We start from the raw sequence: 19,087 nt of genomic DNA, 5'->3' as shown, positions 1-19,087 counted from the left end.
CGGCGTGCGGGCCGCCCGGCCCCCGGCCGGGCTCAGCGCAGCGGCCAGCGCGGGTCGATCACGGCCTGCGGGTCCTTGCCCTTGCGCAGCCAGGCCTGCAGTCCCTCGGCCCACTCCCGGTACCAGCCGACCTGACGGTGGTGCAGCTCGGCCAGCGCGACCTCCCCGGCCTGCGCCGGGTACCGCTCGCCGAGGGCCACCGCGACCAGGACGGCGGCCAGTGCGTCGCTGCCGGCCTCGTGGGCGTCGGTCAGCTCGACCCCGTAGACCTCGCAGACCCGCTGGAGGGTCCGGGAGCCCTTGCGGTACTTGTCGAGGGCCCGGTCGATCACCAGCGCGTCCAGCACCGGTGCGACGGGGCCGCCGAGCCGCTCGGCCAGGCCGGGCAGGGCGTAGCGGCGCAGCTCGGCGTCGAGCAGGGAGAGGTCGAAGGGGGCGTTGAAGGCGACCACCGGGCGGCCGGCCAGGATGCGCTCGCACAGAGCGGCGGCTATCTCCTCGACGCCCTCCTTGGCCGGGCGCCCCTTGCTGCGGGCCAGGTCGTCGCCGATGCCGTGGATGGCCTCGGCCTCCGCGGGGATCGGGACGCCGGGGTCGAGCAGCCAGCCGGTGGCGCTCTCCCGGCGGCTGCCGACCGTGTCCACGAGGGCGGCCGTGACGATCCGGGACTCGGCCGGGTCGGTACCGGTGGTCTCCAGATCGAAGCCGACCAGTGGCTCGTGCCACCAGCTCATAGGGGTGTGTCCTTCCGTCCGGCCGCTCTGACGTCCCCTATCATCGCCCGGACCACCGACAACCCGGCCCGTCGGCCCCTCCCCCGCTGGTCCGGGGCCGGTCCCGGCCGACGGCGCGGGCCTGCGGGAGGTCCCCGCCGGGCCGGGCGCCGGCGCCCCCGCGGCGGGCCGCCGGACCCGGCCCGGGAGCCGTCAGACGGCGGCGAACAGCCCCCGGGCGAGCCAGTCGGCGGCGTCCCGGACACCCGGCAGGACGAAGAAGTAGCCGCCGCCGGTCGGACGCAGGAAGCGGGCCAGCGGCTCGCCCGCCAGCCGGGTCTGGACCGCCTCGAACTGGCGGACCACGTCCTGCTGGTAGCAGCAGAAGGCGAGGCCCAGGTCGAGGTCGCCGGCCGCGTCGATCCCCCGGTCGTAGTTGAAGCCGCGGCGCAGGATCCGGCTGTCGGCCGTGGCCTGCTCCCGGGGGTTGGCCAGCCGGATGTGGGCGTCGAGCGCGATGCCGGCGCCCTGCGGGTCCTTGCCGTAGTCGGGGGCGTCGGTCTCGGCGCCGTACCCGAGCGGGGCGCCGGTGGCTCTGTTCCGGCCGATGATCCGCTCCTGGTCGGCGAGCCGGAGGCCGTCCCAGGCGTCGGCCAGGGTGCGGATCACCCGGATCACCTGGTAGCTGCCGCCGGTGGCCCAGCCGGGTTCGCCGCCGCCGTCGACCACCCAGACCAGCCGGTCCATCAGGCGGGCGGAGGTGGTGTCGGGGTTGACGATGCCGTCCTTGAAGCCGAGCAGGTTGCGCTGGGCGCCGCTGGGCCTGGGCCGGTTCTGGAACCCGTCGACCTGCCAGCGGGCCCGCATCGCGCCCCGGGTGTGCCGGGCCAGGTCGCGCAGGGTGTGCAGGACGGTGTCCCGGCTCTCGGCGCAGACCTGGACCGAGAGGTCCCCGTGCAGTTCGGCGGGCCGCAGGCTGTCGTCGGGGAAGGCCCGCATCGGGGCCAGCCGCAGCGGCTTGGCGGCGCCCAGGCCGAACCGGTCGTCGAAGAGCGAGGCACCGACGCCGACCGTGACGGTCAGGTCGTCGGTCGGCAGGACCGGGCCGAGGATGCCGCTGTCGGACGGCGGGGCGTCCGGGCCCATGTCGGGCGGGGTGCCGCCGGAGGCGAGGAAGCGGATCCGGGTGGTCAGGGTGCGGAACAGGGCCTCCAGCCCGGCCCGGTTGGTGGCGGTGACGTCGAAGGAGACGAAGGAGGCGTAGGCCGGGGCGGGGGTCGTGACACCGGCCTGGTGCACACCGTGGAAGGGCACGAACCCGGCGTCGGACCGCTGCTGCGCCCGGGCCCGGGCGCTGCCGGGCCCGGCCCCGAGCGCGAGCGCGGCGCCCGCCGTGCCGGCCCCGAGGGCGGCCTTGACGAAGCCGCGGCGGGAGGCCCCGCCGACGGCCGGGCAGCCGTCCGGGGCGGGCAGGTCGGGGTGGGAACCGCTGACGGCGTGCTGGCTGGTCATGGTGGCCTTCCGGGTCTGGGGGCGGTTCGGTGCGCGGACGGAGGGCGCGCGGGCGGGACGGCGGCCGGGCCGGCGGGACGGGGCGGGGTGCCTGACCGGCGGACGGCTCCGGCGGGCGGGCGGCGCGTGCCGCGGCCACGGACGGGGACGGGCCGGGGCGGGCGTACGGCCGGGCCGCGGGGCGGGCCGGGAGGTGGACGGCAGGCCGGGGCCGGGACAGGCCGCCGACCTGTTCGATCACGGGATCGACGCTAGCAAGGGGCCGCCCCCGCCGCGCGCCCGCGGAGCGGGACGGCTGACCGCCCATCGGCTGAATACCGGTCAGTTGCCATCCGTCCGGCCTACCGGCGCCACGGCCCGGGATCGGACCCGCGCGGGGGCCGCCGACGGCCGCGCCGTGACGTACCGACGGCGGACGGGGCGGGGCCAGGGACGGGGACGGGCTCACGGCTCCGGCTCCGGCTCCGGCTCCGGCCGGAGTGACCCCGCCAGGGCGCGCCGGTTGGCCCCCCGAGGGACCGGCGGCCCCTCAGGACACCGGCCGGGAGTCCCCCCAGACGCCCTCGAACTCCTCGCGGTAGACCTCCAGCAGCCCCGGCTCGGTGGAGCCGGGCTGCTGGCCCGCCCCGCCGCGCAGTACCAGCGCCGGGGACTCCATGCCGCGCGCCTTGCGCAGGTAGGGCTGGACCACGCCCAGGTCGGTGGACTGCCGCCGCCCGCCGGCCTGGCTGGTCGGGCGCGGGCCCTCGACCAGGTAGGCGGTGAAACGCGGCGTCTCGTCGAAGACCCGGATCTCGAAGCCGCCGGGGTCGCGCAGCCGGGCCCGCACCCGCCGGACGTGCATGATGTTCATCTCGATCGAACGGGCCAGCTCACCGCGCCCGAGCCCCAGCTCGCGCTCGCGCCGCCGGACGGCGCTGCTGGCCGGGTTGAGGAAGAGCAGCCGGACCCGGCAGCCCTCGGTGGCGAGCCGCACCAGCCGCCGGCCGGTGTAGTTCTGGCAGAGCATGCCGAGGCCGATGCCGAGCGCGTCGAGCCGACGGGCCCCGTCGAGCAGGTCCTCCACCGGGAGGTCCCGCTGCAGGCGGACCCGGTCGGCGTGCACCGCGACGACGTCCGCGTACCGGCCGGCCACCAGGGCCTCGACCACGTCGGCGGGCACCCCGCCGCTGCCGCCGTCGAGCAGGGCGAGCAGCCGGGCGGCGGCCCGCTCGGTCTGCGCGAGGACGGTCTGCGAGAGCGTGCGGTTGCGCGAGACGACGTGCCGGGCCACCTCCAGCTCGTCCAGGGCCAGTTCGATCTCGCGGCGGTCGGCGAGGAAGGGCTCGAAGCAGGGCCAGTGCTGGACCATGAGCTCGCGCAGCTGGGGCAGGGTGAGGAAGACCAGCGGGTCGTCGTCGGCGGGGTCGAGCAGGTAGCCCTTGCGGCGGCTGACCTCGCGGACGGCGCCGGCCCGGTGGGCCCATTCCTCGCCGGCCGGTCCGGCGGCGGCGGTCACCCAGTCCTCGCCGTGCGCGGGGGCGTAGACCGGTCGCAGCACCTCGTCCACCAGGGCGCGCAGCCGCTGTTCGACCAGGTTGAGCCAGACGTACGCGCGGCCGGCGAGCCGGACCCGCTGGTAGGCCTCGTCCCATTCGCCGCCGGACCAGGCGAGGGCGGGCACCTCGACCGGGCCGCCCTGGGCGGGAACCGCGGCGCGGGACGCCATCGAGGGGCGCATCACGACCGTCGGCGCCTCGCTGCGCCCGGGGCCGCGGTCGGTGCCGCCGCCCCTGCCGCCGGCGGGGAACACCATGGGCTACCTCACCTCTCGGCCGCCGGGAGTGACGGGTCGTCCACTGACTGCTCGTTCGCCGACCGGTCGTCCACCGGCGGGTCGTCCACCGACGGACCACGGCCGACCGCACCTCGTCCGCGCGGGTGACCGGGCCTGCCCCGTCCGCCGCCGCTGGGCCGCGGATCCCGGGTACTGCCGGACGATCAAGGGTACTGCCCGCCGGACGGCCCGCGCAGCCGGATGGCCGACCGGGAGACGAAACGGACCGGTCGTCCCGCTCGTCCCAGCCACCCCACGGACACCCGTTCGGGCGAACAAGTGGCGAATGGACCATAGGTCGGACGGGGCGTCGGGGAGGATGGCGACTGTGCCGTGCGTCACGGTACGCGACAGCCGCACATGCCCGGCCCCCCGGCCGGGCAGAAGCGGGGAAAAGCTGCACCGAGGCCGGAGAGTTCGTCAGTTTCCGCTATTACCATAGAAGTTGAGGACTTATGCAGGTCTGGCCAGGTCAGCCGTACCCCCTTGGCGCCACCTACGACGGGGCCGGCACCAACTTCGCGGTGTTCTCCGAGAGCGCCGACCGGATCGAGCTCTGCCTGTTCGGGGAGGACGGCTCCGAGACGGCCGTCGAGCTGCGCGAGACGGACGCCTTCGTCCGGCACGCCTACATCCCGGGCGTCCAGCCGGGCCAGCGCTACGGGTTCCGGGTGCACGGCCCCTACAACCCGGGGCTGGGGCAGCGCCACAACAGCGCCAAACTGCTGCTCGACCCGTACGCCAAGGCGATGAGCGGGAACATCGACTGGGACGAGGCGGTCTACGGGTACCACTTCGGCGCCCCCGAACGCCGCAACGACCTGGACTCCGCGCCGCACACCATGCACTCGGTGGTGATCAACCCGTACTTCGACTGGGGCACCGACCGGCCGCCGCGCACCGACTACCACCGCACGGTGCTCTACGAGGCGCACGTGAAGGGGCTGACCCAGCTCCACCCCGGCATCCCGGAGGAGATCAGGGGCACGTACGCGGGCCTGGCCCACCCGGCGGCGATCGAGCACCTGGCGAAGCTCGGGGTGACCGCGATCGAGCTGATGCCGGTGCACCAGTTCGTCCGCGACCACCGGCTGCGCGACCTGGGCCTGGCCAACTACTGGGGCTACAACACCATCGGCTTCTTCGCCCCGCACTCCTCCTACTCCTCCGGCGGGGACCGCGGCCAGCAGGTGCAGGAGTTCAAGTCGATGGTGAAGGCCCTGCACGCGGCCGGCATCGAGGTGATCCTGGACGTCGTCTACAACCACACCGCGGAGGGCAACCACCTCGGCCCCACCCTCTCGCTGCGCGGCCTGGACAACGTCTCGTACTACCGCCTGGCGCAGGACCAGCGCTTCTACGAGGACACCACCGGCACCGGCAACAGCCTGCTGATGCGCAGCCCGCACGTACTGCAGATGATCATGGACTCGCTGCGCTACTGGGTCACCGAGATGCACGTGGACGGGTTCCGCTTCGACCTCGCCGCCACCCTCGCCCGACAGTTCCACGAGGTCGACCGGCTCTCCTCGTTCTTCGACCTGGTCCAGCAGGACCCGGTGGTCTCCCAGGCCAAGCTGATCGCCGAGCCGTGGGACCTGGGCGAGGGCGGCTACCAGGTCGGCAACTTCCCCCCGCTGTGGACGGAGTGGAACGGCATGTACCGCGACACCGTCCGCGACCTGTGGCGCGGCGAGAACGCGACGCTGGCCGAGTTCGGCTCCCGGCTGACCGGCTCCTCCGACCTCTACCAGGACGACGGGCGCCGCCCCATCGCCTCCATCAACTTCGTCACCTGCCACGACGGCTTCACCCTGCGCGACCTGGTCTCCTACAACGAGAAGCGCAACGAGGCGAACGGCGAGGACAACCGGGACGGCGAGTCCTTCAACCGCTCCTGGAACTCCGGCGCCGAGGGCCCGAGCACCGACCCCGCGGTCGAGGAGCTGAGAGCGCGCCAGCAGCGCAACTTCATCGCCACCCTGATGCTCTCCCAGGGCGTCCCGATGCTCTCGCACGGCGACGAGCTGGGCCGCACCCAGCACGGCAACAACAACGCCTACTGCCAGGACAACGAACTCTCCTGGGTGCACTGGCCCACCGACGCGAGACCGGAGACCGGCGGCCCGGACACCGAGCCGGACGCCGAGGCGGCGGCCGGGAAGGGCCCGGGCGCCGGGTCCGACGCCCGGCTGCTGGAGTTCACCCAGGGCATGATCTGGCTCCGCCGCGACCACCCGGTCTTCCGCCGCCGCCGGTTCTTCCACGGCCGCCCGGTCTCCGGCACCCACGACGACCTCACCGACATCGCCTGGTTCACCCCGGCCGGCGAGGAGATGACCAAGCGGGACTGGGGAGCCAGCTACGCCAAGTCGCTCACGGTCTTCCTGAACGGGGACGCGATCTCCGAGCCGGACCGCCGTGGCGGGAAGATCACCGACGACTCCTTCCTGCTGATGTTCAACGCCCACTTCGAGCCGCTGGAGTTCACCGTCCCGGCCGGGCACGGCAAGGAGTGGCACGTGGTGGTCGACACCGCGCAGCCCGTCCTGCCGGCCCCCGGCACCGGTGCCCGGGTGAAGGCCGGCGACGCCCTCTGGCTCACCGACCACTCGCTGATGGTGCTCCAACGGCGCGCCTGAGCCGGCCGGCCGCGACGCCGGGCGGGCCGGCGGCCGCTCCAGCCGCGCGGCCGCCCGGTCGGCGCGATGCGGGCGGTTCACCCGTTCGCCCGACATCGGGCCATAGGCACGGGCCGCGGCGGGTAGGTATGGACTCATGACCTCACCCGCCGAGCCCGCGCAGCCACGCCCGGCCGGTGACGGCCCGGCCGGGGCCGTCCAGCCCCCCACCGCCAGCTACCGGCTCCAGCTGCAGCCCGCCTTCACCCTGCACGACGCCACCGCCGCCGTGCCCTACCTGGCCGCGCTCGGCGTCTCCCACCTGCACCTTTCCCCGCTGCTGGAGGCCACCGCCGGCTCCACCCACGGGTACGACACCGTCGACCACAGCCGGGTCAGCGAACAGCTCGGCGGCGAGCAGGCCCTGCGCGCACTGGCCGCCGAGGCCCGCCGGCACGGCCTGCGGCTGATCGCCGACGTGGTGCCCAACCACATGGCCGTCCCCGTCCCCGAGCAGCTGAACCAGCCGCTCTGGCACGTCCTGCGGGACGGCCCGGACTCCCCCTACGCGCGCTGGTTCGACATCGACTGGGCCGCCCAGCCGGGCCCGGTCGACGCCCCCGAACGCGGCCGGCTGCTGCTCCCGCTGCTCGGCGGCCGGCTCGGCAGCGTGCTCGACGAACTCACCGTCGACGGGGACGTGCTGCGCTACCACGACCACGCCTTCCCGCTGCGGCCCGGCACCGAGCGGCTCGCCCTGCCGGAGCTGCTGGAGCGCCAGTGGTACCGGCTCGCCTGGTGGCGCCTCGCCCGCACCGAACTGAACTACCGCCGGTTCTTCACCGTGAACGACCTGATCGCCGTCCGGGTCGAAGTCCCCGAGGTCTTCGAGGCCACCCACGGCACGCTGCTGCGGCTGCACGCCGAAGGGCTGCTGGACGGGTTCCGGATCGACCACCCGGACGGCCTGGCCGACCCGCGCGGCTACCTGCGGCGGCTGGCCCGGGCCACCGGCGGCGCGTACACCGTGGTCGAGAAGATCCTCACCGGCGAGGAGGAGCTGCCCGCCGACTGGCCGTGCGCCGGCACCACCGGCTACGACGCGCTGCGCCGCATCGACGGCGTGCTGACCGACCACGCGGGGGCGGGCCGGCTGACCACCGCCTACCAGCGCTTCCTGGACGGCTCGGACACCCCGGGTGCGGGCGCCGGGCAACCGTGCGCCGAACCGCACCCGGCCACGGCCGCCGGCCGGCGCGGCCGGGCGCAGCTCACCGCCGAGCGCGGGGAGCTGGCCGCCGAGGTGGACCGGTTGGTCCGCCTCGCCGAGCGGATCTGCGCCGCCGAACCCGAACTCGCCGACCACGCGCCCTGGGAACTGCGCGAGGCGCTGCACCGGATACTGACCGCGTACCCCGTCTACCGCCCGTACGTGCGCCCCGGCGAGCCGGCGCCGGAGGCCGCCGCCGAGCACCTGCGGACGGCGCTGGAGCAGCCGGGCGGGCCGCCCGCCGGCCCGGCCGCCGACACCCTGGAGCTGGTCGGCGCGCTGACCCTGGGCCGGCTGGGCGGCAGCGCGGAGAAGGACGAGTTCTGCGTCCGCTTCGCGCAGACCGCCTCCGCGGTGGCCGCCAAGGGTGTGGAGGACACCGCCTTCTACCGCTTCAACGCGCTCACCGCGCTGAACGAGGTCGGCGGCGAGCCTTCCCGGCCCGGGGTCGCCCCCGCCGACTTCCACGCCTGGTGCGAGTACGTCGAACGGCACTGGCCGCACACCATGACGGCGCTCTCCACCCACGACACCAAGCGCAGCGCCGACGCCCGGGCCCGGCTCGCCGTCCTCGCCGAGCAGCCCCGGCTCTGGGCCGACGAGGCCGCCGCCTGGACGATCGCGGCCGGGCCCTGCCCCGACCGGAACACCGCCTGGCTGCTCTGGCAGACCCTGGTGGCGGCCTGGCCGATCGCCCCGGACCGGCTGGTGGCCGCACTGCTCAAGGCCGCCCGCGAGGCCAAGCTGCAGACCTCCTGGACCGCGCCCGACGCCGACTTCGAGCAGGCCCTCGCGGCCTACGCGCACGCCGTCTACGGCAATCCCGGGCTGCTCCCCCGGATCGAGGGCCTGGTGCGCGCCATCGCCCCGTACGCCCGGGCCAACACCCTCGGCGGGGCGCTGCTGCACCTGACCGTCCCCGGCGTGCCGGACCTCTACCAGGGCAGCGAGGAACCGCTGTACACGCTGGTCGACCCGGACAACCGGGCGCCGGTCGACCTCGGCGCGCTGGCCGTCCGGCTGACCGACTCACCCAGCGGGCGGCTCTCGGAGCCGCCCGGCCCGGCCGGCGACCTCGCCCGGGAGAAGCTGCACCTGACCACCACCGCGCTGCACCTGCGTCGCGAGCGCCCGCTCGGCGCCTACCGGCCGCTGGGTGCGCACGGCCCGGCCGCCGCGCACCTGCTGGCCTTCCGGCGCGGCGCCGAGGTGATCACCGCCGTCACCCGGCTGCCGTACGGGCTGGAGCGGTCCGGCGGCTGGCGCGGCAGCACCCTCGACCTGCCCGCCGGGCCCGGCCCGTGGACGGACCGGCTGACCGGCCGTGCCTTCGAGCCCGGGCCCGTCCCGCTGGCCGAGTTGCTGGAGCACTACCCCACCGCCCTGCTGACCCGCCCCCAGGAGCACGCGTGACCGAGTACGAGGTCTGGGCCCCGCAGGCCGAACGGGTCGACGTGGAGGTGGAGGGCAGCCGGTTCCGGCTCGCCCCGGATCCGGCCCGCGCGGGCTGGTGGCGCGGCCTCGCCCCGGCCGGGGACCACGCGTTCCGGCTGGACGGCGGCCCGGCGCTGCCCGACCCTCGCTCCCGGCGCCAGCCGCACGGCCCCGACGGGCCCAGCCGGAGCGTCGACCACGGCGCCTTCCGCTGGTCCGACACCCCCTGGCACGGCCGCCCGCTGCCGGGCGCGGTGCTGTACGAGCTGCACATCGGCACCTTCACCCCGGCGGGTACCTTCGACGCGGCCGCCGAGCGGCTGGAGCACCTGGTGGAGCTGGGCGTCGACTTCGTCGAGCTGATGCCGGTCTGCCCCTTCCCCGGCCGGTACGGCTGGGGCTACGACGGGGTGTCGCTCTGGGCGGTGCACGAGCCCTACGGCGGCCCGGAGGGGCTGAAGCGCTTTGTCGACACCGCTCACCGCAAGGGCCTGGGCGTGATCCTCGACGTGGTGCACAACCACCTCGGCCCGTCCGGCAACCACCTGCCCGCCTTCGGCCCGTACTTCACCGACCGCCACCACACCCCCTGGGGGTCGGCGGTCAACCTGGACGCCCCCGGCTCCGACGAGGTACGGGACTACCTGATCGGCAGTGCGCTGGCCTGGCTGCGCGACTACCGGATCGACGGGCTGCGGCTCGACGCCGTGCACGCCCTGGTGGACGACCGCGCCCAGCACTTCCTGGAGCAACTCGCCTCCGAGGTCGACCGGTTGGCGGTGACCAGCAACCGCGAGCTGTTCCTGGTCGCCGAGTCCGACCGCAACGACCCGCGCACCACCGACCCGCGCCGGGCCGGCGGCCAGGGGCTGGCCGCGCAGTGGAGCGACGACTTCCACCACGCCCTGCACACCACCCTGACCGGCGAATCCCAGGGCTATTACGCCGACTTCGCCACCGCGCCGCTGGCCGCACTCGCCAAGGTGCTGACCCGGGGCTGGTTCCACGACGGCAGCTGGTCCTCGTTCCGCGGCCGCCGGCACGGCCGGCCCTTCCCGCCGCCGTACGGCCACCGGCTGCTCGGCTACCTGCAGACCCACGACCAGATCGGCAACCGGGCCCTCGGCGACCGGCTCTCCGCCACCCTCACGCCGGGCCAACTCGCCGCCGGCGCGGCCCTGGTACTCACCTCGCCGTTCACCCCGATGCTGTTCATGGGCGAGGAGTGGGGCGCCGGCACCCCCTGGCAGTACTTCACCGACCACACCGACCCGGAGCTGGCCGAGGCCGTCCGCCGCGGCCGGCGCCGGGAGTTCGCCGAGCACGGCTGGCAGGCCGAGGACGTGCCCGACCCGCAGGCCGCGCGGACCGTCCTGGCCTCCACCCTGGACTGGAGCGAACCGGCCCAGCACCCGCACGCCGAACTCCTCGACTGGTACCGGCTGCTGCTGCGCCTGCGGCGCGCCCACCCGGAGCTCTGCGACCCGGACCTGGCCGCGGTACGGGTCGCCTTCGACGAGGAGCTGCGCTGGCTCGTGGTGCACCGCGGGCCGTACCGGATCGCGGTCAACCTCGGCACCGAGGGGCCGCGTTCGGTCCCGCTGGGCGCCCCGTGCGGCGGGACGCTCGCGGTCTTCGGGCGGTGCGAGGCGGACGGGGACTCACTGATCCTGGCGCACAACAGCACGGCGGTGGTGCGGACCGGCTGAAACGGCCGCCGGCGCGACAGGCGCTGCGGGCAGGCCCCTGGGCGGGTAGCCCTCAGCGCAGGAAGAGCGTGATCCGCTCCCGCAGCGAGCGGGCGTCCAGCCCGTAGGCGGCGAGGTGTTCGTCGATCGAGCCGTAATGGCGGTGCTCGGCGCGCGGCACCCCGAGGCCGAGCACCCGGTGCGGCACCGCGTCCAGCGCTTCGTGCGCCTCGCGGTCCGAGGTGCCGGCGAGGTACGGCTCGACGACCACCACGTCGGCCGCGGTGCCCGCGCCGGTGGCGGCCCGCAGGCCGGCCGCGTCGAACGGCCGGACGCTCGCGGCGTACAGCACCGTGACATCCATGCCCTCGGTGGCCTGCAGCACCCCGTCCAGCATCGGTCCGACCGCCAGCACCACTGCGCGCCGGCCCTCGCGAACGGTCTGGAAGCGCCCCGGCACGACCGGCCGGGCGAGCGCGTTGCGGTGCGCCGAGAGCCGGACGTAGACGTTGCGGTCGCCGTCCGCCACGGCGTGCCGCAGCAGCGTCTCGGCCTCGTCCGGATGGCCGGGCACGTGGACCGTCCAGCCCGGCAGGGTGTCCAGCAGGGCGACGTCCCCCGGCGACATGTGGGTGCGCCCGCCGGCCGGCCAGTCGTAGGAGCCGGCCGCACTGACCAGCACCGCGCCGACGTCCTGGTGCACCAGGTCCAACTTCACCTGTTCGAAGGGCCGTTCGATCAGGAAGCTGGCGAAGGTGTGCGCGATCGGACGCATTCCGGTGAGCGCCAGCCCGCCGGCCGCGCCGATCAGCAGCTGCTCCCGGATGCCGACGTTGATCACCCGGTCCGGGTGCCGCTCGGCGGCGGGGGCGAAGCCGGCGGCGCTGATGTCGGCGAGCACCAGGGCCAGCCGTGGGTCCTCGTCGAGCAGGCGGGACGTCACGTCGAGGAAGCGGTCACGCATGGTGTCGGTCGTGCTGGTCATCGGAATTCCCTTACAAGGTGGGGGATCGGGGGCAGGCAGGCCGCACGGGGCCGGACGGGCTCAGGACTCCTTGGGCTCGACCCGGGCGACCACGGCGTGCGGGCGGCCCGGGTGGGCGGCGGTGAAGGCCGCGTGCAGCGCCTCGTGGTCGCGGCCGTCGACGGTGGCCGTGGACCAGCCCTCGGCCGCGAACCGGGCCGCGATGCCGCCCCGCCAGCCGTGCGTGGCGGAGGAGTTGTCGATCACCACCGCGTGCAGCCGGTCCAGCCCGGACGCCCCGGCGAAGGCCACCGCCTCATGGTTGGACCCCTCGTCGAACTCCGCGTCACCGAGCAGCACCCAGACCGCCGGGTCGGTGAGCCCCTGGGCCCGCAGCCCGAGCGCGGTACCGACGGCGAGCGGCAGGCCGTGGCCGAGGGAGCCCGAGCCGATCTCGGCGCCGGGCACCAGCAGCCGGTCCGGGTGGTGGCCGAGCGGCGAGTCGTACCCGCCGAAGCTGGACAGCACCGCCGGGGAGAGGAAGCCCTTGGCGGCCAGCACCGCGTAGTAGGCCATCGGGCCGTGGCCCTTGGAGAGCAGGAAGCGGTCGCGGTCCTGGCGTCCGAAGGTGGCGGGGCGCACGTCCAGCACCCGGTCGTAGAGCACCCACAGGACGTCCAGGGTCGAGGTGGCGGCCGGGCCGTGCTTCTCGGCGCCGGTCATCAGGGCCATCAGGGCAGGCAGGTCCTCGAAGCCGTAGCCCTGGTGCAGGTGCGGCCGGTGCTGCTGCGGAGGAAGGAGCTTCGTCGCGGTCATGAGGAGAGCTTCCAACTTGAAGCCCGCTTCAAGTCAAGCGCTAGAGTTGCCCGCATGGGCCCGAACCGCCACGACCTCCTGACCATCGGCCAGCTCGCCGAACGCAGCGGTCTCGCCACCTCCGCGCTGCGCTACTACGAGAAGCTCGGCCTGATCCACTCCGAGCGCACCGCCGGCGGCCAGCGCCGGTTCCCCCGCTCCACGCTCCGCCGGGTCGCCTTCGTCCGCGCCGCCCAACGCGTCGGCCTCTCCCTCGAGGAGGCCCGCACCGCCCTCGACCGCCTCCCCGAGGACCGCGCGCCCAGCACCGCCGACTGGAGCGGCGTCGCCCGCTCCTGGCAGACCCGGATCGACGAGCAGATCGCCGACCTGGAGCGCCTCAAGGCCAAGCTCACCGGCTGCATCGGCTGCGGCTGCCTCTCCATCTCCCGCTGCGCCCTCTACAACGCCGGCGACCGCGCCGGAGCGGCCGGCCCCGGCGCCCGCTACCTGCTCACCCGCGACCCCCGCACCGGCCCGGAGCCGAGCGCGGCCGACGCCTGACGGGCGCCGCACGCGCCCCCGTACGGGCGGCCCCGGGCGCGGGGGCGTGCGAGGCAGACCGCCGGTTCGCGGCCGGCTCCACGAAATCCCCCGCACCCCGCCCGGACTCCCGCCTATGCTGCCGGGGACAGGGGTGGATCACCGACGGGGGAGGCTTCATGACCGGCCATCAGGACATCGCGGCGCAAGCGGGGACGGACCAGGACGAGGTGCACCGGGTGCCCGCCGACCTGCGCCCGGAGATACCGCACCCGGCCCGGATGTACGACTACTACCTCGGCGGCAAGGACAACTTCCCCGCCGACCGGGAGGCCGCCGAGAAGGTGCTGGCGCTCAGCCCGCTGGTACGGATCAGCGCCCTGGCCAACCGGGCCTTCCTGGGCCGGGCCGTGCGGTACCTCGCCGAGCAGGGCGTCACCGAGTTCCTGGACATCGGCACCGGCATCCCGACCGCCGGCAACACCCACCAGATCGCCCAGCAGGTGAACCCGCACGCCCGGGTCGCGTACCTGGACAACGACCCGATCGTGCTGGTGCACGGCCGGGCCCTGCTCGCCGCCGCCAGCCACGGCAGCGCCACCGTCGTCCAGGCCGACCTGCGCGATCCGGACGCCGTCCTCGCCACCCCCGAGGTGCGCCGGCTGCTCGAACCGGGCCGGCCGGTGGGCCTGCTGCTCTTCGCCGTCCTGCACTTCGTCGACGACAAGGACGACCCGCACGCGATCGTCCGCCGGCTCGTCGACGCCCTGCCGCCCGGCAGCCACCTGGCGCTCTCGCACGCCACCGGGGACTTCACCTCGGCCGCCGCCGCCGCCAAGGGCCCGGCGATCTACCGGGCGGCCAGCGCCCAGCTGACCATGCGCACCCGGCAGGAGGTGCTCGGCTTCTTCGACGGCCTGGAGCTGGTGGAGCCCGGGCTGGTCACCGCCCCGCTGTGGCGGCCCGACCGGGCACCGGAGCCGACCGACGGCCAGGTCGCGATCTGGGCGGGCGTCGGCCGCAAGGCCTGACGGCGGGCCCGGTCGAACGGTCGGCCGCCTGGTCGGGGGCCCGCCGCCCGGCCGCCCCTCGGGGTCCCGCCCCGGCGGCTGTGGCACGATCGGCTGATGGCTCACATCGGACTCACCACCCTCCTCGTCCGCGACTACGACGAGGCGATCGCCTTCTACGTGGACGCCGTCGGATTCGAACTGCGCGAGGACACACCGCGCGGGGACGGCAACCGCTGGGTGGTGGTCGCCCCGCACGGTTCGACGGAGACCGGGCTGCTGCTGGCCCGGCCGGTCAAGCCGGAGCAGCTGGCCCGGATCGGTGACCAGACCGGCGGCCGGGTCGGCCTGTTCCTCAACTCGGACGACTTCGAGGCCGACCACCGCCGGATGACCGCCGCCGGGGTCACCTTCCTGGAGGAGCCCCGGCACGAGGCGTACGGCTCGGTCGCGGTGTTCGAGGACCTCTACGGCAACCGGTGGGACCTCATCCAGCCGCGCTGACCAGCGGCGCCGGCACCCGCCACAGGCCAGGGCCGGTCAGGTCGGCGCCGGTGAGGTCAGCCCCGCTCCGGGTCGAGCAGCCGGGCCAGCAGCGCCGCCGGGCCCGCCGGGAGGCTGCCGCGCACCAGCTCGGTGCGGTGCACCAGCCGCGGCTCCCGGACGGGCACGGCGAGCACTCCCGGCACGCCGGCGAGCACGGCCTTCGGCAGCAGGGCCAGCCCGTGCCCGGCCGCGACCAGGGTGAACAGCCCGCGCAGGTCGGTCCCCAGGTAGCGGGTGGCCGGCCGGAACCCGTCCACGCCGGTCGCGGCGCGCAGCCGTTCGGCCGGTACGGCGGTCCCGGGCGCGTCCAGCCAGCGGGCGTCCGCGAGATCGGCGAGGTCCAGGCCCGACCGCCCCGCCAGCGGGTGGCCGGCGGGCAGGGCGACCGCGATCGGCTGCTCGGCGACGGCGACGCCGGTCAGCGGACCGACGTCGGGCAGATGCAGCGGATCGCTGGGCGCGGCCATGCCGTCCGTCAGCCCGAGGTCCGCCTCGCCGGTGGCGACCGCCGCGGGCAGCTCCTGCCGCCCGAGCACCCGGACGGTGAGCTCCAGCCCGGGGTGGGCCTGCCGGGTGACGGCGAGGGCGGCGGCGAGGCCGGTGGTCACCGCGAGCGGGGTGGTGGCCAGCACCAGGCCGGCGGCGGGTGCGCCGGCCAGTCGGGCGATGTCGGCCCGGGCCGCCGCCGTCCGGAGCAGCAGCGGCCCGGCGTGCTCCAGCAGCCGCGCGCCGGCGGCGGTCGGCCCGACCGGTCGGCGGTGCAGCAGCTCCGCGCCGAGGTCGGCCTCCAGCACGGCGATCTGCTGCGAGACCGCCGACTGGGTGTAGCCGAGTTCACGGGCGGCGGCCGAGAAGGACCCGAGGCGGGCCACGGTGACGAAGGTGCGCAGCAGGTGCGATTCCATGGAGATCAGTATTGCTGATGGATCAGTCAGCAATCATCGTTGGCGCCGATCTCGACCTTCGGGCCACGATGGTCGCATGAGCACTCCCACCACCCCCTCCCCCGGCCCGGCCGTCCTTGCGCCCGAGACTCCGGAAGCGGCGCGCGGCGCCGGCGTGCCGTACACCGCGCGGCTCGCGCTGGTCGGCGACCGCTCCCCCAGCATCCGCTCGCACGCCCGCATCCCGGGCCTGCTCGACGCGCTCGCCCGGCGCGAGCAGCTGGTGCTGGACGCGTACTGGATCTCCACCGAGGACGCCGGGCAGGACGGCGCCCTGGCCGGGTTCGACGCGATCTGGCTGCTGCCCGGCAGCCCGTACCGCAGCGAGGCCGGTGCGCTGGCCGCCGTCCGGACGGCCCGTGAGCGGGGCATCCCGTTCCTCGGCACCTGCGGCGGCTTCCAGCACGCCGTGCTGGAGTACGCGCGGACCGTCTGCGGGCTCGGCCGGGCCGCCCACGCCGAGTCCCCGGAGCGGCCGGGCTTCCCCGAGGAGGACGAACAGCTGCTGGTCGTCCCGCTGACCTGCTCCCTGGTCGGCCACGAGGGCGTCATCGAGATCACCCCGGGCACGCTCGCCGCCCAGGTCCTCGGCACCACCCGCACGCTGGAGCGGTACCACTGCGCGTACGGCCTGAACGCGCGGTACCTGGACGTCCTGCGGGAGCACGGGCTGCGGTTCAGCGGCGCGGACGAGAACGGCGAGGTGCGGATCGCCGAGCTGCCGGGCCACCCGTTCTTCCTGGCCACGCTGTTCCAGCCGGAACTCGCCGGGGACGGCACCCGCCCGCACCCGGCGATCGGCGCGCTGGCCGCTGCCGCCGTGGCGCACAGCGCCCGCACGGCGGCCGGCGGCCGGACCTGACCGCCTGCCCCACCACCTGAAGGAGCACACCGTCATGACCGGCGAGATCGCCCGCGTGGAGACCCCCGACAGCAGGATCGCCGTCGAGGCCACCGAGCTGCCCGGGCCCCGACGGGGCCCGGGCTCGGGCGAGGACCGCAGCGCCTGAGGGCCTTTCAGTTGGTGCCGGCGGTCAGTTCGCTGAACAGCTTGTTCGCCGATTCGGAGGCAAACTGGCGCTGCAGCTCGGCGCGTGCGATCTGCTTCTTGAACTCGCCCTCGTAACCGGCGAATCCGGCGTTGTGCATGGTGTCGGTGGTCCACGTCGCGAATGCCTGGTAGTTCCAGATGTGCGGCAGGCGGGTCTGCGAGTAGCGGTCGAGGAGGCCGGCGTCGTTCTCCTTGACGTGGCGGATCACGGCGCGGGCGAAGACCTCGCTGTCGTGCAGGGCGAGGTGGGCCCTTGGCGCTCATCGGCGGGACGATGCGGGCGGCGTCGCCCAGGAGGTGGAGCCTGCCGTAGCTCATCGGGTCGAAGACCACGCTGCGCAGGGCCACGATCTGCTCGGAGAGGATCTCGCCGCGCGAGGGCGGGGTGCCGAAGCGGGCTTCCAGCTCGCTCCGGATGCGCTCGTCGGGCCACTGTTCGGGGGTGTCGTCGACGGCGCACCGGAGGTAGATGCGGCTGGCCCGGGGGCCTCGGGGGATCATCCCGGCCAGACCCAGTCGGTGTACGGCCGTGCCGGACGGATCGGCCGGAGCAGCGGCCAGGACGCTGAGCCACGAGTAGCCGTACTCGTGGGAGTACCCGGTCAGCGCCGAGGCGGGGATGCTGCGGCGTGAGATGCCGTGGAAACCCCGATGCGCCCTGGACAGTAGGGCCATGACCCCCGACCTTCAGCACACGCTCGCAGGGTGGTGAGCTGTGGCCCCGCGAATCCAGCGCCCGAGCCGGCGGCGGATGCTGTCGCTGACCGTTGAAGCCGGGCCGACCGGCCGTCAGCGGGCCGTCAGCTCGTCCCAGACCTCACGGACCCGGGGGGCCAGTGCCTCCAGCGGGCCGCTGTTGTCGATCACCAGGTCGGCGACCGCGAGCCGGGCCTCCCGGGTGGCCTGGGCGGCCATCCGGGCCGTCGCCTCAGCCTCGGCCATGCCGCGCAGCCGGACCAGCCGGTCGAGCCGCACGTCGTCGGCGGCGTCCACCACCACGACCAGGTCGTAGAGCGGGGCGAGGCCGTTCTCGGCGAGCAGGGGCACGTCGTGCACCACGACGGCGTCCGGCGCGGCGGCCTCCTCCAGTTCGGCGGAGCGGGCTCGGACCAGCGGGTGGACGATGGCGTTCAGTGCCTGGAGCCGGGCCGGGTCGGCGAAGACCAGGGCCCCCAGTGCGGGCCGGTCCAGCTCGCCGTCCGCGCGGAGCACCCCGGGGCCGAACTCGGCCAGGACGGCGGCCAGCCCGTCGGTCCCGGGGGCGACCACCTCACGGGCGATCAGGTCGGCGTCCACCACCACGGCCCCGTACGAGGCGAACAGTCGGGACACCTCGCTCTTGCCCGCGCCGATCCCGCCGGTCAGTCCGATCTTCAGCATGGCGTCAGGCTACCGGCAGCGACCCCGCCGGTGGGCGGCGCCCGCCCGTCCGCCCGTCCGGCCCGTCCGGCTCCGATCGGGCGGGACGGGCGGGACGGGCGGACGGGACGGGCGGGCGGCGCCGGTGGCGCCTCAGCCGAGGTCGATCTGCTCCCCCGGGGCGAGCTGGCGCAGCGGCGCACCCGTCCCCGGGCCGCCCTCGCCGAGCAACCGGCCGAAGATCTGCTGGCCGGCCTCGCTCAGCACCGCCTCGTGGATCCCGACAGCATGGGCGGGCTTGACCGCGCGGACGTAGTCGATCATCTCGGAGACCGTGCTCCACGGCCCTCCGGCCGGCACCAGCAGGGTCTCGACCGGGTGCGGCGGCACGGTCAGCGCGTCGCCGGGGTGGAACAGCCGCCCGTCGACCGTGAACCCGATGTTGGTGATCCGGGGGATGTCCGGGTGGATCACCGCGTGCCATTCGCCGTGCACGGTGACCCCCAGACCGCCCACCTCGAAGGCGTCGCCCTCGCCGACCACGGTGACCCGCTGCCGGACGCCGTCCAACTGCGCGGCCACCGAGCTGTTGGTCCAGACCCGCAGCGCGGGGTCGGCCTCCAGGGCGGCGCGCAGCTGCCCCTCCACGAAGTGGTCGAAGTGTTCATGCGTGATCAGTACGGCGTCGGCGCCGGCGAGCGCGTCGGGCTCGGTGAACATGCCCGGGTCGATGACGATCGTGGTGTCGCCCTGCTGCAGGCGGACGCAGGCGTGGCCCAGCTTGGTCAGCTTCATGACCGAAACTCTACAGCAAGACTGCG

At 75.0% G+C, this 19,087-nt stretch carries 16 protein-coding genes and 1 pseudogene; 7 read left to right on the top strand and 10 right to left on the bottom strand.

The window, feature by feature from the left end:
- Positions 1-32 precede the first annotated feature (32 nt).
- The 3 genes from OG689_RS30745 to OG689_RS30735 all read right to left on the bottom strand — a co-directional run bounded on the left by OG689_RS30745 (position 33) and on the right by OG689_RS30735 (position 3,933).
- Positions 33-734 carry an exonuclease domain-containing protein gene (locus OG689_RS30745; protein WP_266324108.1) on the bottom strand — a complete coding sequence of 234 codons (702 nt, stop codon included), beginning with the start codon at positions 732-734 and terminating at the stop codon, positions 33-35.
- A 192-nt stretch (positions 735-926) separates the two neighbouring features.
- Positions 927-2,225 carry an iron uptake transporter deferrochelatase/peroxidase subunit gene (gene efeB, locus OG689_RS30740; protein ID WP_266324107.1) on the bottom strand — a complete coding sequence of 433 codons (1,299 nt, stop codon included), beginning with the start codon at positions 2,223-2,225 and terminating at the stop codon, positions 927-929.
- A gap of 529 nt (positions 2,226-2,754) precedes the next feature.
- On the bottom strand, positions 2,755-3,933 hold the full coding sequence (locus tag OG689_RS30735) for an SAV2148 family HEPN domain-containing protein (RefSeq protein WP_266327546.1): 1,179 nt from the start codon (positions 3,931-3,933) through the stop codon (positions 2,755-2,757).
- A gap of 563 nt (positions 3,934-4,496) precedes the next feature.
- Between OG689_RS30735 and glgX the strand changes: the two genes are divergently transcribed.
- The 3 genes from glgX (at position 4,497) to treZ (ending at position 11,075) form a co-directional block, all read left to right on the top strand.
- The gene (gene glgX, locus OG689_RS30730) at positions 4,497-6,683 is read left to right on the top strand and encodes a glycogen debranching protein GlgX (RefSeq protein ID WP_266324106.1); all 2,187 of its coding nucleotides are present in this window, start codon (positions 4,497-4,499) and stop codon (positions 6,681-6,683) included.
- A gap of 136 nt (positions 6,684-6,819) precedes the next feature.
- Positions 6,820-9,345, top strand: a complete 2,526-nt coding sequence (gene treY, locus OG689_RS30725; protein ID WP_266324105.1) for a malto-oligosyltrehalose synthase — start codon at positions 6,820-6,822, stop codon at positions 9,343-9,345.
- Entirely contained in the window at positions 9,342-11,075 is a 1,734-nt protein-coding gene (gene treZ, locus OG689_RS30720; protein WP_266324104.1) for a malto-oligosyltrehalose trehalohydrolase, read from the top strand. The genes treY and treZ overlap by 4 nt, the downstream gene beginning before the upstream one ends.
- Before the next feature lie 52 nt (positions 11,076-11,127).
- Here the strand turns inward: treZ and OG689_RS30715 are convergent, their stop codons facing one another.
- Positions 11,128-12,039, bottom strand: a complete 912-nt coding sequence (locus OG689_RS30715) for a transketolase C-terminal domain-containing protein (protein ID WP_266324103.1) — start codon at positions 12,037-12,039, stop codon at positions 11,128-11,130.
- 60 nt (positions 12,040-12,099) lie between these two features.
- The gene (locus OG689_RS30710) at positions 12,100-12,750 is read right to left on the bottom strand and encodes a transketolase (RefSeq protein ID WP_266327544.1); all 651 of its coding nucleotides are present in this window, start codon (positions 12,748-12,750) and stop codon (positions 12,100-12,102) included.
- A 138-nt stretch (positions 12,751-12,888) separates the two neighbouring features.
- Here OG689_RS30710 and soxR point away from each other — a divergent pair, with 138 nt between their 5' ends.
- The 3 genes from soxR to OG689_RS30695 all read left to right on the top strand — a co-directional run bounded on the left by soxR (position 12,889) and on the right by OG689_RS30695 (position 14,870).
- Positions 12,889-13,377: a redox-sensitive transcriptional activator SoxR gene (gene soxR / locus OG689_RS30705; protein WP_266324102.1), complete on the top strand. Its 489-nt coding sequence runs from the start codon at positions 12,889-12,891 to the stop codon at positions 13,375-13,377.
- 158 nt (positions 13,378-13,535) lie between these two features.
- Entirely contained in the window at positions 13,536-14,387 is an 852-nt protein-coding gene (locus tag OG689_RS30700; RefSeq protein ID WP_266324101.1) for an SAM-dependent methyltransferase, read from the top strand.
- Positions 14,388-14,483: 96 nt separating this feature from the next.
- A complete protein-coding gene (locus OG689_RS30695; RefSeq protein ID WP_266324100.1) occupies positions 14,484-14,870 on the top strand; it encodes a VOC family protein in 387 nt (128 codons plus the stop codon).
- 56 nt (positions 14,871-14,926) lie between these two features.
- On the opposite strand, the gene OG689_RS30690 is transcribed toward OG689_RS30695, so the two are convergent.
- Positions 14,927-15,817 (bottom strand): LysR family transcriptional regulator, encoded by an 891-nt coding sequence (locus OG689_RS30690; RefSeq protein ID WP_266324099.1) that lies wholly within the window; start codon positions 15,815-15,817, stop codon positions 14,927-14,929.
- Positions 15,818-15,971: 154 nt separating this feature from the next.
- On the opposite strand from OG689_RS30690, the gene OG689_RS30685 reads away from it, so the two are divergent.
- Complete coding sequence (locus tag OG689_RS30685) at positions 15,972-16,718, top strand: hypothetical protein (RefSeq protein ID WP_266327542.1); 747 nt, start codon at positions 15,972-15,974, stop codon at positions 16,716-16,718.
- A gap of 155 nt (positions 16,719-16,873) precedes the next feature.
- On the opposite strand, the gene OG689_RS30680 is transcribed toward OG689_RS30685, so the two are convergent.
- The 4 genes and pseudogenes from OG689_RS30680 to OG689_RS30665 all read right to left on the bottom strand — a co-directional run bounded on the left by OG689_RS30680 (position 16,874) and on the right by OG689_RS30665 (position 19,061).
- Complete coding sequence (locus tag OG689_RS30680) at positions 16,874-17,116, bottom strand: hypothetical protein (protein WP_266324098.1); 243 nt, start codon at positions 17,114-17,116, stop codon at positions 16,874-16,876.
- Positions 17,117-17,216: 100 nt separating this feature from the next.
- Positions 17,217-17,582, bottom strand: a pseudogene (locus tag OG689_RS30675) (4-hydroxybenzoate 3-monooxygenase); the annotation flags it as partial.
- A 114-nt stretch (positions 17,583-17,696) separates the two neighbouring features.
- Positions 17,697-18,287: a dephospho-CoA kinase gene (gene coaE / locus OG689_RS30670; protein WP_266324097.1), complete on the bottom strand. Its 591-nt coding sequence runs from the start codon at positions 18,285-18,287 to the stop codon at positions 17,697-17,699.
- A gap of 132 nt (positions 18,288-18,419) precedes the next feature.
- Positions 18,420-19,061 carry an MBL fold metallo-hydrolase gene (locus tag OG689_RS30665; RefSeq protein WP_266324096.1) on the bottom strand — a complete coding sequence of 214 codons (642 nt, stop codon included), beginning with the start codon at positions 19,059-19,061 and terminating at the stop codon, positions 18,420-18,422.
- Positions 19,062-19,087 lie beyond the last annotated feature (26 nt).

Origin of the sequence: Kitasatospora sp. NBC_00240 (assembly GCF_026342405.1) — a bacterium.
Taxonomy (GTDB): domain Bacteria; phylum Actinomycetota; class Actinomycetes; order Streptomycetales; family Streptomycetaceae; genus Kitasatospora.
This window is presented reverse-complemented; position numbering and strand designations above follow the sequence as displayed.

What these genes read in the sequence shown, in the direction of transcription:
- OG689_RS30715 (WP_266324103.1), bottom strand. Translation starts at nt 12,039, where the DNA reads ATGACCAGCACGACCGACACCATGCGTGACCGCTTCCTCGACGTGACG.
- efeB (WP_266324107.1), bottom strand. Translation starts at nt 2,225, where the DNA reads ATGACCAGCCAGCACGCCGTCAGCGGTTCCCACCCCGACCTGCCCGCC.
- OG689_RS30710 (WP_266327544.1), bottom strand. Translation starts at nt 12,750, where the DNA reads ATGGCCCTGATGACCGGCGCCGAGAAGCACGGCCCGGCCGCCACCTCG.
- coaE (WP_266324097.1), bottom strand. Translation starts at nt 18,287, where the DNA reads ATGCTGAAGATCGGACTGACCGGCGGGATCGGCGCGGGCAAGAGCGAG.
- treY (WP_266324105.1), top strand. Translation starts at nt 6,820, where the DNA reads ATGACCTCACCCGCCGAGCCCGCGCAGCCACGCCCGGCCGGTGACGGC.
- OG689_RS30695 (WP_266324100.1), top strand. Translation starts at nt 14,484, where the DNA reads ATGGCTCACATCGGACTCACCACCCTCCTCGTCCGCGACTACGACGAG.
- OG689_RS30665 (WP_266324096.1), bottom strand. Translation starts at nt 19,061, where the DNA reads ATGAAGCTGACCAAGCTGGGCCACGCCTGCGTCCGCCTGCAGCAGGGC.
- OG689_RS30690 (WP_266324099.1), bottom strand. Translation starts at nt 15,817, where the DNA reads ATGGAATCGCACCTGCTGCGCACCTTCGTCACCGTGGCCCGCCTCGGG.
- soxR (WP_266324102.1), top strand. Translation starts at nt 12,889, where the DNA reads ATGGGCCCGAACCGCCACGACCTCCTGACCATCGGCCAGCTCGCCGAA.
- OG689_RS30700 (WP_266324101.1), top strand. Translation starts at nt 13,536, where the DNA reads ATGACCGGCCATCAGGACATCGCGGCGCAAGCGGGGACGGACCAGGAC.
- OG689_RS30735 (WP_266327546.1), bottom strand. Translation starts at nt 3,933, where the DNA reads ATGGCGTCCCGCGCCGCGGTTCCCGCCCAGGGCGGCCCGGTCGAGGTG.
- glgX (WP_266324106.1), top strand. Translation starts at nt 4,497, where the DNA reads ATGCAGGTCTGGCCAGGTCAGCCGTACCCCCTTGGCGCCACCTACGAC.
- OG689_RS30745 (WP_266324108.1), bottom strand. Translation starts at nt 734, where the DNA reads ATGAGCTGGTGGCACGAGCCACTGGTCGGCTTCGATCTGGAGACCACC.